At 61.3% G+C, this 12,787-nt stretch carries 12 protein-coding genes; 3 read left to right on the forward strand and 9 right to left on the reverse strand.

The features are described 5' to 3' along the window. The first annotated feature begins 9 nt into the window (after nt 1-9). Nucleotides 10-870 carry an NmrA/HSCARG family protein gene (locus ABDW57_RS16590; protein WP_343731283.1) on the forward strand — a complete coding sequence of 287 codons (861 nt, stop codon included), beginning with the start codon at nt 10-12 and terminating at the stop codon, nt 868-870. 48 nt (nt 871-918) lie between these two features. Beyond that, nucleotides 919-1,740, forward strand: coding sequence for a hypothetical protein (locus ABDW57_RS16595; RefSeq protein ID WP_343731284.1), 822 nt, complete (start codon nt 919-921; stop codon nt 1,738-1,740). A gap of 20 nt (nt 1,741-1,760) precedes the next feature. Here ABDW57_RS16595 and ABDW57_RS16600 read toward each other — a convergent pair whose 3' ends face one another. The 7 genes from ABDW57_RS16600 to ABDW57_RS16630 form a co-directional block, all read right to left on the reverse strand. Further along, nucleotides 1,761-3,011 (reverse strand): ABC transporter substrate-binding protein, encoded by a 1,251-nt coding sequence (locus ABDW57_RS16600; RefSeq protein ID WP_343731285.1) that lies wholly within the window; start codon nt 3,009-3,011, stop codon nt 1,761-1,763. A 16-nt stretch (nt 3,012-3,027) separates the two neighbouring features. Next, nucleotides 3,028-4,956 (reverse strand): EAL domain-containing protein, encoded by a 1,929-nt coding sequence (locus tag ABDW57_RS16605; RefSeq protein WP_343731286.1) that lies wholly within the window; start codon nt 4,954-4,956, stop codon nt 3,028-3,030. A gap of 191 nt (nt 4,957-5,147) precedes the next feature. Next, nucleotides 5,148-5,486 carry a hypothetical protein gene (locus ABDW57_RS16610; RefSeq protein WP_343731287.1) on the reverse strand — a complete coding sequence of 113 codons (339 nt, stop codon included), beginning with the start codon at nt 5,484-5,486 and terminating at the stop codon, nt 5,148-5,150. 217 nt (nt 5,487-5,703) lie between these two features. Beyond that, complete coding sequence (locus ABDW57_RS16615; protein WP_343731288.1) at nt 5,704-6,918, reverse strand: HD-GYP domain-containing protein; 1,215 nt, start codon at nt 6,916-6,918, stop codon at nt 5,704-5,706. A gap of 80 nt (nt 6,919-6,998) precedes the next feature. Further along, nucleotides 6,999-8,042, reverse strand: coding sequence for a non-reducing end alpha-L-arabinofuranosidase family hydrolase (locus tag ABDW57_RS16620; protein WP_343731289.1), 1,044 nt, complete (start codon nt 8,040-8,042; stop codon nt 6,999-7,001). Nucleotides 8,043-8,044: 2 nt separating this feature from the next. Next, on the reverse strand, nt 8,045-9,682 hold the full coding sequence (locus ABDW57_RS16625; RefSeq protein WP_343731290.1) for an alpha-L-fucosidase: 1,638 nt from the start codon (nt 9,680-9,682) through the stop codon (nt 8,045-8,047). Between the two features lie 215 nt (nt 9,683-9,897). Then, nucleotides 9,898-10,728: a prolyl oligopeptidase family serine peptidase gene (locus ABDW57_RS16630; protein ID WP_343731291.1), complete on the reverse strand. Its 831-nt coding sequence runs from the start codon at nt 10,726-10,728 to the stop codon at nt 9,898-9,900. A gap of 212 nt (nt 10,729-10,940) precedes the next feature. Between ABDW57_RS16630 and ABDW57_RS16635 the strand changes: the two genes are divergently transcribed. Continuing rightward, nucleotides 10,941-11,201: a hypothetical protein gene (locus ABDW57_RS16635; protein WP_343731292.1), complete on the forward strand. Its 261-nt coding sequence runs from the start codon at nt 10,941-10,943 to the stop codon at nt 11,199-11,201. 26 nt (nt 11,202-11,227) lie between these two features. Here ABDW57_RS16635 and ABDW57_RS16640 read toward each other — a convergent pair whose 3' ends face one another. Continuing rightward, nucleotides 11,228-11,824: a response regulator transcription factor gene (locus ABDW57_RS16640; protein WP_343731293.1), complete on the reverse strand. Its 597-nt coding sequence runs from the start codon at nt 11,822-11,824 to the stop codon at nt 11,228-11,230. Between the two features lie 21 nt (nt 11,825-11,845). Next, on the reverse strand, nt 11,846-12,739 hold the full coding sequence (locus ABDW57_RS16645; protein ID WP_343731390.1) for an MBL fold metallo-hydrolase: 894 nt from the start codon (nt 12,737-12,739) through the stop codon (nt 11,846-11,848). Nucleotides 12,740-12,787 lie beyond the last annotated feature (48 nt).

The following is a 12,787-nucleotide window of genomic DNA, read 5'->3' on the forward strand; positions in this document are numbered from 1 at the left end:
AGCAATATCATGACCATCTTAGTTACCGGCGCTACTGGCACCATTGGCCGTCTCGTTACCGAACAACTGCATCAGCGCGGCGCCGCCGTGCGCGCACTGGTGCGCGATCCGGCCAAGGCTGGCTTCCCGGCCGCGGTCGAAGTCGTGCAAGGCGACCTGCTGAACCCGGATTCGCTGCGCGGCGCCCTGCAGGGGGTGTCCACCCTGTTCCTGCTCAACGCGGCCGTGGCCGATGAGTTCACCCAGGCCCTGGTCACGCTGAATCTGGCCAGGGAAGCGGGCGTGCAGCGCGTGGTCTATCTATCGGTCATCAACAGCGATCTGTCGTTCAACGTGCCGCACTTTGCCGGCAAGTACGCGGTTGAACGCATGATTGAGCGCATGGGCGTCAGCGCCACCATCCTGCGTCCGGCTTATTTCATGAGCAACGAGCTGACCATCAAGGACGCGGTGCAGCAGTATGGCGTTTATCCTATGCCGCTGGGCAGCAAAGGCATCGCCATGATCGATCCGCGCGACATTGCCGAGGTTGCGGCCATCGCCCTGAGCCAAGGGACCGGCGCCACGGCCACGGTGGAACGCATCAACCTGGTCGGCCCGGAAACCCTGACGGGCACGCAGGCGGCAGCCATCTGGTCGGCCGTGCTGGACCGCCCCATTCCCTACGCCGGCGACGATACGGCCGGCCTGGAGCAGACCATGCGCAACTTCATGCCGACCTGGATGGCCTATGACATGCGCCTGATGGCCGACCGCTTCCACATCGACGGCATGCTGCCTGCCGCCGGCGACGTCGAGCGCCTGACCAGCCTGCTGGGCCGCCCGCTGCGCACCTACCGTGACTACGTCGCGGAAATCACTCAGCAATAAGGGGTAGGCTACAATCACGACTTTTCGCCGGAGCCCGCGAAAGTGATTGTGAAGCTGCGATTGATTGCCTGTTTCGCTAGTGCCCTGTTTTCATCGATAGCCACGCCCGCCCCTGCAGCGGGCGCCGCGCCGCTTGAACTACGCATAGCGGTGGTATCCGATGGCCGCGCCGACTACTTCACCCGGCTGCTGGAGGAATCGCTGAAACTGATCAGGCAGCCCTACCACATCCAGTACGTCAAGGACATTCCCGCCCGCCGCATGTGGTGGATGCTGGGCAAGGGCGACATCAATCTGTTCTATGGCATGCAGTCGGCGGAAAAAGATCACGACAACAATCTGGTTCCCGTGGGCGGCGCCTTGACCAATGGCCTGATCGGCCAGCGGGTGTTACTGATACGCCGCGCCGACGCGCAGACCTTCGCGCGTGTCCGTTCGGTGGGCGATTTGCAGCGCACCGGCCTTATTGCCGGCTTCGGCGCCGGCTGGGGCGATACCAAAGTATGGAAGGCGGCCGGTCTGCCGCTGTACCAGCATGCCGCGCCATGGAGCACGATTTACGCCATGGTGGCAGCGGAAAACCGCAATGTCGATTACCTGCCGCGCGGCGTGATCGAGGTGCTGGAAGAAGCGCGCAGCCATCCGGAACTGATGGTGGAACAGCACCTGCTGCTGCAATATCGGGCCGACTTCCGCTTCTATCTGAACGCCTCGGCGGCGCGCTACCGGCCTGTCATCGAACGGGCTTTGAAAGAAGCCGAAGCAAGCGGACTCAAAGCGCGCCTGATCGAGGAATTCTTCGGCGCCGACATCAAGGCGCTCAATCTGAACCGCCGCGTGCACCTGCGTCTGCCGTCCGCACCTGACTGAACGCGGCCCCGTCCTCATCCTCATTTTTGCGCCAGCACATCGGCCAGCTGACGCTGCGTATGCTGTGGCGAGATTTGGGGATGGTTGAAGTAGTCGGCAACGATATCGATCCATCCCTGCGACATCTGCGGCGGCATCAGCATCGATTGCGCGTACACCTGGCCGTGCTCGCGCGAGATCAGCGCCAGGCCGGTTTTCCCGCAACTGTCCAGATTGCTGCGCTGGATGTCGGTACGCGGCGGAATCGATCCCTTGATGCGGTTGAAGGCGAGTTGGTGCTTGACGTCCATGAGCTGGCGCGCGAACAGCCGTTGCGAGCGGCGCACCTGTTCGTTGTTGGACACCGGGAAGGCAAACGCGTCGATCACCACAAAATAAATCGAACTCGTCCCCGGCGCCAGGGTGCAGCGAAAATCCTTGTCGACCATGAAGCCGGCCTGCTCCAGCTCACCCTTGGCGTAGTCGCCCATGAACTGCATCGCCGCCCGGCCCCGTCCCACCGAGAGCGTCGCCTCGACCCAGGTCTTGCCGCTCCGGGCAGGGTCAACAAAGACGCTCAAGCGGCGCAGAATATCGAGCGCTTTCAGCATGGCCGGCTCCATGGCGGCGTTGGCATCGCCGCCGGCCAGCAGGCGCGTATAGCCCTCAGGGCCGTAGACGGAATAGACGATGTCATTGAACAGCAGGGAAATCTCCCAAGCGCCCGATCCCAGCGCGATGGGGACATAGCCGGCGTCCTTGATTTTGGCGGCACTGGCCAGCACGCCATCCCAGCTGGTCGGCACCGGCAGCTTCAATTGCTCGAAAATTTTCTTGTTGGTCCAGACCCAGTTTTCAGCGTGGATGCCAACCGGCGCAAAATAAATATGGCCCTTGTAGCTGATGTGATTCACCAGGTTGGGCGGCAGGAAGTCGCGCCAGCGGTCGGCGGCCGCGACATCCTCCATGTCCTGGATGACGCCCATCGATGCCAGCTCCATGCTTTCCCGGTTGGCGTTCCACTGGATGACCGCGGGAGGATAGCCGTTGGCAATCATGTCGGTGGTCATATTGACTTCGGCCAGCTTGTTTTTGGAAGGCAGATCGAACCATTTGCCGCCCAGCCCTTTCCAGGCATCGCGATAGACGTCGAACGCCTTGCGCTCGTTAGGCGACACCCAATAATGGGCGACTTCCACGGTCGGCTGCTGTGCGCCGGCACACGGCAAGCCGCCCAGCGCCAGTATCAAGGCTGCCCATCCCTGGAGCATGTAGTGTCTGCGTGTGATCATCGTCAACTCGGCTTGCTCATGAGGTTACCAGCATGGACGCCAGGCCCGGCGTCGCGACTTCGAATGGCTGCGGCTGCGCAAACAGATAGCCCTGCCCGATCGCGCAACCGGCCTGGCGCAGGAACTGCAGCTGCTCTTCCGTCTCCACACCCTCGGCAACGCAACTCTTGCCCAGATCGGCCGCCAGGTTGATCATGGCCTTGATGATCTGCTCCGATTTGACGTCCTTGCCAATTTCAGACACGAAGCTGCGATCGATTTTGATATCGTCGAAATGGAAATTGCGCAGGTTGGTCAGCGAGGCGAAACCGGTGCCGAAATCGTCCAGCGCGATCGACACGCCGCGCTCGCGCAGCTTCAGCACGGTGGCCAGAATCTGCTCCGCGTACTTGTTCACAAACACGTCTTCGGTGATTTCGATCGCAATATCACCCCAGTCGAGGCCGTGCCGTTGCACCGCGCTGGTCAGCATGCTGTAGCCGGCATCGGAAATCAGGGTGGTTTCCGGCATATTGATGGCCACGCTGCCGCACGCCAGGCCGGCATCGCGCCAGGCGCGGATGTCGTGTGCCACCTTGTTCACGACGATCTCGGTCATGGAGGTCATCAGCGACGCGGTATCGAGCAGATGCAGGAAGCGCCCCGGCGGCAGGACACCGAACTGCGGATGATGCCATCGCACCAGCGCTTCAAACGCCAGGTGCCGGCCGGTGCGGATATCGATCTTGGGCTGGTAATACACCAGGAATTCGTCTTCCTCGACTGCCTGGTACAAGGCCGCGCGCAGCTGGCTTTCCGCCAGCCGCTCCGCCATGAGCGCGGCATTGAAGATGACGTGGCTGTTGCGTTCCGCTTTGGCGGCATACAGCGCCAGATCGGCGCAGCGGATCAGGGTCTTGGCGTCGCCGCCGTGATCCGGATACAGGGCGCCGCCGATGCTGGCGCCGATCCGGTGGATGTGTCCATCGAAGGTGAACGGCACCACCAGCCGCGCGCGGATGCCCGCGACCAGCGCGGCGGCTGCCGCGTTGTCCGCCACGCCCGGCGCCAGCACCGCGAACTCATCGCCGCCCAGCCGCGCGGCGATGGCGCCTGCCCCCACGCTTGCGGTGATGCGCTGCGCCACTTCGGTCAGCAAGCCATCGCCGGTCTGGTGCCCGAAGGTGTCGTTGACCGCCTTGAAATCATCAAGATCAATCAACAGCAGCACAAAGGGCGCGCCTGCCCCCGCCTGAACCAGCCGGTCCAGCGTGTTATTGAATGAGCGCCGGTTGCACAGCCCGGTCAGGCTGTCCTTGTTGACCAGCGTCGACAGCTCGCGTTCGAACGCTTCCTTCTTTTTGTTCTCGGTCCGCAGTTTTTTCAGCAGCGGAAGTATGACCAGCGCGCCGATCAGGCATACGGCCACCAGCAAGGACAGGATCAACAAAGCACTGATCCGCTTGGCCGCAATGATGCTTGCCTGGCTCTTGCTGAACGATTGCGCCACCTCCTGTTGAAAGCCGCGCATGATGGCGCCGTCGGAGGCGGCGGCGAAGTCGATCGGTCCCCAAAAGGAGTAATGCTTGCTGCGGCTGTCATTGCTTAGCTTGCCCAGTTTTTCGGCGCGGTCAACAAAGCTGCCGAGACGCTGGTCGAGGTCGCTCGGTCTGGCGTCCGGGTCCAGCTGGCGGCGCAGCCGGTGCAGTTGCGCGCTGGTGTCCCTGATATTCGCGATTTGCTGGTTCAGGTCGTCGATCATATGGTTCAGCATATTGCCCGGAACCACGTCGGTGGTGGCGCCGCGCATCAACGCGCGCGCGGTCGCTTTGAGCTGCTGGAATTCGATGAATTGATTACTGGTGAGGAAGCTGATGTTCTGCTGGACGGAATGGCGTTCAATCACGGCCTGCATGGACGCGTAAATGATCAGCACGATGACAATCACCGCGACCAGCGTGCCCATATAGTAGCGGGAGATGGACTTGATATGCCGGTCTAACGGGATATAGTCAACTTTATGGGAGTCTCCAAGGCTCATCGTGTGTCCTGCTCGCGGCGTTACTAAAACAAGAAGCCCGGCCCGGCTTTTTTGATATTTCTTATTGGCAATTATAGTGCCTCGTTGGAAATTCCCCCATCAGGAAATCCTGATTTTCAGGTCGGAATTTCTTCCCCGCGCGTCGAGTTGTCCAGTAGCACCGCGTGCTGCGGGCTGACAGCGCAACGCGCTCCGAGTATTGCCAGCTTGGCGCGGCATTCCGCCAGTTTGGCGCCCAGTTCGGTGTCGATCGCCAGCCCGCTTTCGTGCGCCTGCGCGTGCAAGCGGCCGGCGACGGTCTCAAATGTTGTCATGGCTTCCGCGAACAGGGTGCGCAGGCGCGCTTCCGCATCGGTCCCCATCCCGGGGACTGGCTGGGCCAGAATCTGGTCCAGCAGGTGCAGCACCGAACCGAGCCGGCAAACATATTGCTTATAAAACGAAATCGCATTCATGTGGCTTCCTCTTCCTGCCATCAAATACGGGTAGTATGCTGTTGCGTTGCCGCGCCGCCTATCAGGCGCGTGCCTGATCTGCTGTAGGGAAATCCTTCATTCCCGAAAAAAAGCCCCTGAACATCAGGGGCGTGGCGTGATCGGCGCAGCAGGCAGACGCGCTGGGACAAACAGCGGCTTCGATGGCCCGTGAGGGGCCTTCACATGGCGCCCCTCGTCAGGTCTCAACCCAGAAACGTTCCAGATTCTCAATCTGCCATTTCTCGTGGTCTTCAATGCTGGCGATTGCATCATTGGTCCCCGGCTCCGCCAAATCAATCATGATGGGCCGGGTGTAGGCCATGGTGGGGATGGAGAAAAATACCTTGATGGTTGGTTTCAGCAAGGACTTGCTGTTGTCGATGACGATCGCCAGCCGATTTGACTTGAGCCGCACCATCGTGCCCACAGGGTAGATGCCGATGCACTCGACGAATGCCTGGAATATCGATTCGTCAAAATGCCCTTCTTTGGCCCATGTCGCCATTTTGCTCAGCGATATGGCCGGACTCCAACCTGATTTGTACGGCCGATTCGAAGTGATGGCGTCATAAACGTCGCAGATGGCGCCCATGCGGGCCACCACGCTCAATTTTGCTGCATCCAAATGCTCCGGGTAGCCATTGCCGTCAGCACGCTCATGGTGATGAAGGCACACATCGAGTACCGCCACCGGCATGCCGGAAACTGGACTCAGCAAATCATAGCCGGCTTGGGGATGTTTTTTGACAACCAGGAACTCTTCATCGGTCAGGCGGCCCGGCTTGTTCAGAATATCCGCAGGAATGGCGACTTTTCCGATGTCGTGCAGCAGGCCCGCAAGGCCGCAATCGCGGATGTCGTCCGCGTTCATGCGCAACTGCCTGGCCAACCCGATCATCATTGCCGAGACCGCTACCGAGTGCATATACGTGTAATCGTCGCTCTGCTTGATACGTGCCAGACCGAGAAAGGCACCAAGGTTGCGCTGTACTGTGGCCGAAATCTCTTCCACAACGGACAGCGCTGAATCGGTGTCAAACATGGCGCCCAGGCGGGCGTCATCGAACATGGCAGCCACCGCGTCGCGGGACGTATGGATGATTTTCCTGGCGCGGACCAGATCCTCGCGTATCCCAACCGGCAGCTGTGTCTTGATTGTCTCCGCCGGAACGACAATGTCCTGCGTCGCCTCCTCATCCGCCGGCCCCGGGTCGGGATCATGATCAAGGTCGCGCCCCTTGGCGGTATCTATCCACACTTCGCTTACATTGCTGGATAGCAGCTTATGAAGATCGGCATCATTACTCAGCAAAAAACTGGCGGTCCAAAACGGGCTTTCAAACCAGGAGCAGCATAACTCCTGGATGTACATTCCGACGCGTACCTGATCGACTGAGATTCTTTTCAGCATAGGGGCTTGTTGACTAAGGTTACCCTGAGAAAACAAGACTACCACGAAAGAAAGATACCGCACATCAGGATATCCAGAATTTAGCGGCAAAGTGCGCTGATCGGATTGGCTCCTTTCGCCGTAATGATCCCCAGGCGATATGGCAGTTTGATGTAGTCGTCCACACGCACCGCCGGGTCATTGCCCTGGAACAGGTATTCCAGCGGCCGGCACGGATCGATGGTCATGGTCTGATCGACATTGGTACGAATCATTTCGCCGTGCGATATGCCTTCCGACCACAGCCGCTCGACGTTGTCGCTGCTGGCAAACGCATTCATCGGCGCGGCAGAGTACGTTTCCCATTTGCCGTCCAGGCGATCGCTCTTCCAGATCCGGAAATAGCGCCCTTGGGGCGATATGGCTTCCACCAGCGTGATGTAGGTGCCGGTGTTGGCGATCCGGTAGGTATTGCTGGCCTCGAACAGGTCGGCCGTTTTTTCGGCCATGACCACCACCGTGTTGCGGAAGCCATGTGGGAAGCGGCCGAGATCGGTTTCCGACCGCAGCAGGCGCCCATGGTCATCGGTGTTGAACAGGTAGCATTTTTTTTCGTCGCAGATCACCCAGAAATCCAGCCAGCCTTTGCCTTGCGGTGGCTTGACGATGTCAGGAATCACCGGGAAGAACGGCTTCGGCGCGCTCCAGGACATCGGATCGCTGATATCGTCCGAGGTGGAATACAGCGGATCGCCGCCCTGGTAAACCAGATACCATTTTTTTTGCGGCGCGAAATAGAATACTTGCGGCGCTGCGCGATAACCCGGCCCCATCGGGGACTTGTCCAGCGGGACGATTTTCGCCGCGGCGGCATTCGACCACTGGTCAAAGCTGGTGTACGCCAGCCCCCACCCCTTGGCCCCGGCGGTGGTCATGAACACGTGATACTTGCCGTTCACGTAGACCACCGAAGGGTCTTTGACGCCATAAATTTTCTGTTCCGGGTCCGCTTGCGGGGAGATCAGCGGCGCGCTCGATGTCCAGTGAAACGCACCGGCCGCGCCACTGGCAAACGCATTCATGCCCCAGCCGCCCGCCAAGGCAGCCGCCAGCGCCAGACCAATACGCCAATTTTTAACTGTCATGTTCAAACCACTTTCAAAGCAATTGCATAAGGCAGCGCGGATCGCTCGCGCGGCAACGTCACCTGCAGGCCCACCGGCGTCTGGCTGAACGCAAGCGCCCCGCCGCCCACCAGCTCGACGCGCGTGACCTTCTGCATCTGGGCGCCGCCCGCGCGCATGGACTTGATAGTGACCTTGCCGTCGTCCGGCCAGCCCATCACAAACGCGTACACCGCGCCTTTGCCAGCCGTGAAGCGGATATCGGCGGCCGAGAAGGGTTCATTCTTGCCCTCATTGAAGCCGGCGCCCGACATCGGCACCGCCGCTTTTTCCGCCACCGGTCCCTCACCAAAGATGACCCATGGCCGGCTGTCGAAAATGCCCTCGCCATTGACTGCCACCCAACGACCGATCTCCTCGACGATCGCGCGCTCCTGCTCGTCGATGGTGCCATCGCCGCGCACCGGCACGGACAGCAGCAGATTGCCGTTTTTGCTGACAACGTCGATCAGCGTGTGCACCACTGTCTGCGCGCTCTTGTAAGCCTTGTTGGCGTAGACGTTGCGGTCATAGTGCCAGCTGCCGATGCAGGTGCAGGTCTGCCATGGCAGCGGCTCGATACGGCTGGCCTGGCCGCGTTCGATGTCCCACACCATCGACTGGCGCTGCACTTCGTTCAGGATCTTGCCGTTGACGACCACGTCCACCTTGCCGCGCTTGGCGACGCTGCGGTTGTACATGTGCGCCACTAAACGCTGTCCCACGTCGGTGATCGGCCACAGCGGCAGCACCGTGTCGTCGTAGTACACCAGATCCGGGTCGTAACTGTCGATCAGGTCCACGGTGCGATTGTAGAGTTTGTCCGCGTAGGCCTGGTCCGGCACCGATGCGCCGCCGCCCCACTCCCACTGCTTGTCCCAGACGCCGCCTTGTTCGCCGGTTTTGCTGAGCGCATGATTCTGCGCATACAGCGCCTGCGGATCGAGCCCGGCCCACCATTTGCCCTGGCCGTCGGCCTTGGTCAGGCGGCCGTCGTACGGCACGCCGGCCAGCGGGCCGTGCTTGTCGGCGCCCTGCGCAGTCTCATACCAGGTCCACGCATGGGCCGCGTGCACGCTCACGCCGAAGCGCAGGCCATGCTTGCGGGCGGCATCGCGCCAGCCGCCCACCAAGTCCTTGCCGGGGCCGATTTTGGTGGCGTTCCAATCGGGCTGGTAGCGGCTCTGGTACAGGTCGAAATTGTCATGGTGGTTGGCCAGCGCCACAAAGTATTTCGCGCCGGCCTGCTTGTACAGGCCCACCAGTTCGTCCGGATTCCAGCGCTCCGCCTTCCAGCTGTGTATCACATCCTTGAAACCGAACTGGGACGGATGGCCATACCTGGCCAGGTGGTACTTGTAATGTTCGCTGCCCTCTTCGTACATGCCGCGGGCGTACCAGTCGCCATGCTCGGCGGCGCATTGCGGTCCCCAGTGCGCCCAGATGCCGAACTTGGCGTTGCGGAACCAGTCCGGGGTCTGGTATTTGGACAGCGAGGGCCAGGTCGGGTCGAACGGGCCGGTGGCCATCGGCAAGCGGGCGCTGGCCGCGCCGGCATACGGGGACATGGCAAGCGCCGGGATGGCGGCCGCCATGTGCTGCAGGAGCTCACGTCGTTTCATGGTGTCTTTCCAGGGTGGTGGTTGGCCGCAGCGTCACGGCGTATTGCTATCAGCGGATCGTACCCACCGGCTATCACGCTCACAAGTATGAAATTGTCCATCTGGCATCATGATTTCTGCTAACCGCTCAGCGGCACGGCCCGCCAATAAACGGAATAACGCGGATGGAGTGAGCCAGTCGGCGGGAAGCATCGAACGTCGCGTGAACGCCATGGCTATTTGAACCGATCAAAGAAGGCCTTGGACTCCTGCGCGGAAAAAGCCGGATACCAGTGGCCGCCGGTCTCCGTGCCGCACCACATCACCGGCTTGCCGCTGTCGCAGCCCTGGTACTCGACACAGCCATTACTACCCACCGGCACGGTGGCGGCACTACAGCTATTGCGTTTAAGGAAAAGATCGCGCGCCTCCATCCCCGCCGAGTACGGCACGGTGTTGTCGTCTTTGGCGTGGATGAACATCGCCGCCACCTTGGAGGACGAACTGGCACAGCCGCTCCAGAGCGAACCGGCCATCGGCACGATCGCCCGCACCACGTCGCCCATCTGGCATCCGATGGCGTTGGACATCATGCCGCCAAAGCTGAAGCCGGTGGCGAAAACACGCTGCCGGTCGGTGCATGCGCCCTGCTGGACTTCGCTGATCATGGCGCGCAGGAAGCGGATGTCGCGGTCGCCGGTGTTGGCCCAGCCTTTATCCAGGCCCTGCGGGGCAACAAAGATGGCATTGGCACCGTACAAATTCTTCAACCCGAAAAAGCCGCTCCAACCGTAGACATCGGCGGCGCTGCCATCCCGCCAGTGCAGCCCGATGATCACCGGATAGGTCTTGTTGCGGTCATACGCGGCCGGCATCTCGATCCAGTAGCTGCGCTGGATACCGCCGCTGGTGAGCGAATGCAAGCCGGTGCTCAGACCGGGAGCGCTGCCACAGCCCGCAGCGCTGGCCGCCGGCGGAGCGGCAGGCGCCGCAGTGCTGGTGGCGCCGGTCCCTCCTCCGCAGGCGATAAGCGTGGCAAAAAGCAATGCGACCCATGCATGTCTCATATTGTCTCCTCGGTTTTTTAACCTGATTCTAATTACCGAGATCACAACTGTGACTTACGTTTTTTGCCAATGACGGACATATTTTTTGAATACCAACGCCGAGCGTCAGGATCACGTACCCATATTGCCGGGAACCGTTTCGATAGCAAAATGCAATCATCGGCATTTTTCTATTGCTTTACTATCCTTTCAATATTGAGTTGGGGCCGCGAATGACGCATATCGTCCAAGAAATTTATCGAGGCTGGGAAATCACCATTCAATGTACCAGTGTGCAATCCAGCCCCTCACGCCCGCCGAACTACACGGCCGTAGCAAGCGCCGAGCTTCTGCCGCATGAAAATCCGGCGGATTGGGTCGATTCGCGCATGCAGGTCTTGAACACCAGCGGCAGGCCCTTCGCCAGTGGAAACGCGTGCACTGCGGCCTTGCTGTTTGAAGCCCGGCAGTTGATCGACGCCTTGAAGAAATAGGCCGCCCGCCGCCTGCCGGCAGCGGATCAGGCCACCATGCCGCGCTGGGTGGCCAGCACCACCGCATGGGTCCTGGCCGTGGCGCCGAGTTTGTTGAACAGTGATTTGACGTGCGTTTTCACCGTGCCAACGCCAATGTCGAGCTTGGTCGCGATCCGCTTGTTGCAGTAGCCCATGGCCAGCAGTTCCAACACCTCACTTTCGCGCGATGTCAGGTTGCCGCTGGCCATGTGCTGCATGGCGCGCTCCAGCAATTCCGGATTGAAGTAACACTGGCCGCGGCCCAGCGCCTGCACCGCCGTCAGCAGCTCGCCTGCCGCGCAGCGCTGCGGCAGATAGCCGTGCACCCCGGCCGAAATCGCGGTGCGAATCTCCCATTCGCGCTCGCGCTGGCTGATGATCATCAGCCGTCTGGCGTGCTGTGTGCCCTGCTCCAGCCGCGCCAAAGCGTCCGCGTAGTCGGTGACGATCACGTCGGCCCCGTACGCCGCCGCCAGCCGCACCTGCGGCCAGGAGGCCAGCAGCGCGCTGATGCCGGCGTTGACTATCGGTTCTGCGTGACAGACATGCACCGAGATGGCGGGTGCTGGCGCGGCTTCAGGCGTATTGAAGTCCGTTTGCATGGATCGGATCAAATCAGGCGGTTAATAGTCCCAGATCACCGGCACCCAGCGGAAGGCGTCGCCGTCGACGGCCACCCGGCTGACGGAGGGGAACGGCAAGTGGGCAGCCACCAGCAGCCCGCCGTTCCGCGCCAGTTCCTGGAACAGGCCGACACGCACACGGGCCGACTCCGCGGGATCGTGTTCGAAGCCGTTCTGCCACTCCGGGTGCTCGAATCCGACCGGGAACATGGCGTCGCCGGCGAACATCAGCCGCTCACCGTCGGATTCCAGATCAACCACGCTGTGGCCGGGTGTGTGGCCGCCGGTGAGACGCACGACCACGCCCGGCGCGACTTCATGCCGGTCATCGAACAGGCGAATCCGGTCGCGGTATTCCTCATAGAAGCTGGCGGCGGTCGAGCGCAGCACGTCCGGCACTGGCTTGGGCATCGCCGTGTGGGAGAAGTCCGGCGCGGTCCAGAACTTGACCTCAGCGGCGGCGACGTGGATGCGCACGTCCGGACGCAGCCGTTTTTTCACCTCATTGACCAGCAGCCCGCCAACGTGGTCCATGTGCATATGGGTAATGATCACGTCGGTCACCGCCTCCAGGCCGATGCCGGCGGCCTGCAGGCGCTGGGGGAATTGCCCGGCACGCGGGAAGCCAGCGAACTGTCCGCCCAGCCCGGCATCGACCAGGATGACCTGCTCGCCGCTGCGCACCACCATCACGTTCAGCGGCCAGTCGAAGGTGTCTTGCGGTATGAAATTATCGTCGAGCCAGGTCGCCAGGTCGGCCTGCGCGACATTGGTGGCCATCGTCGCGGTGGGCAGCGGCAGCACGCCGTCGCTGATCACCAGCACGTCCAGCTTGCCGAGCCGTAGCGCGTAGCGTGACGGCACCAATTCCTGTGGCGCGTTGACCAGGCCCATGTCGGTATGCGTATCGCGCTTGATCGGGCTCCTGCTTGTTTGTGCTTG

Source organism: Duganella sp. (genome assembly GCF_039595735.1).
Classification (GTDB): Bacteria; Pseudomonadota; Gammaproteobacteria; order Burkholderiales; family Burkholderiaceae_D; genus Rugamonas.

What these genes read in the sequence shown, in the direction of transcription:
- ABDW57_RS16645 (WP_343731390.1), bottom strand. Translation starts at nt 12,739, where the DNA reads ATGGGCCTGGTCAACGCGCCACAGGAATTGGTGCCGTCACGCTACGCG.
- ABDW57_RS16590 (WP_343731283.1), top strand. Translation starts at nt 10, where the DNA reads ATGACCATCTTAGTTACCGGCGCTACTGGCACCATTGGCCGTCTCGTT.
- ABDW57_RS16615 (WP_343731288.1), bottom strand. Translation starts at nt 6,918, where the DNA reads ATGCTGAAAAGAATCTCAGTCGATCAGGTACGCGTCGGAATGTACATC.
- ABDW57_RS16625 (WP_343731290.1), bottom strand. Translation starts at nt 9,682, where the DNA reads ATGAAACGACGTGAGCTCCTGCAGCACATGGCGGCCGCCATCCCGGCG.
- ABDW57_RS16635 (WP_343731292.1), top strand. Translation starts at nt 10,941, where the DNA reads ATGACGCATATCGTCCAAGAAATTTATCGAGGCTGGGAAATCACCATT.
- ABDW57_RS16620 (WP_343731289.1), bottom strand. Translation starts at nt 8,042, where the DNA reads ATGACAGTTAAAAATTGGCGTATTGGTCTGGCGCTGGCGGCTGCCTTG.
- ABDW57_RS16605 (WP_343731286.1), bottom strand. Translation starts at nt 4,956, where the DNA reads ATGGGCACGCTGGTCGCGGTGATTGTCATCGTGCTGATCATTTACGCG.
- ABDW57_RS16630 (WP_343731291.1), bottom strand. Translation starts at nt 10,728, where the DNA reads ATGAGACATGCATGGGTCGCATTGCTTTTTGCCACGCTTATCGCCTGC.
- ABDW57_RS16600 (WP_343731285.1), bottom strand. Translation starts at nt 3,011, where the DNA reads ATGATCACACGCAGACACTACATGCTCCAGGGATGGGCAGCCTTGATA.
- ABDW57_RS16640 (WP_343731293.1), bottom strand. Translation starts at nt 11,824, where the DNA reads ATGCAAACGGACTTCAATACGCCTGAAGCCGCGCCAGCACCCGCCATC.
- ABDW57_RS16610 (WP_343731287.1), bottom strand. Translation starts at nt 5,486, where the DNA reads ATGAATGCGATTTCGTTTTATAAGCAATATGTTTGCCGGCTCGGTTCG.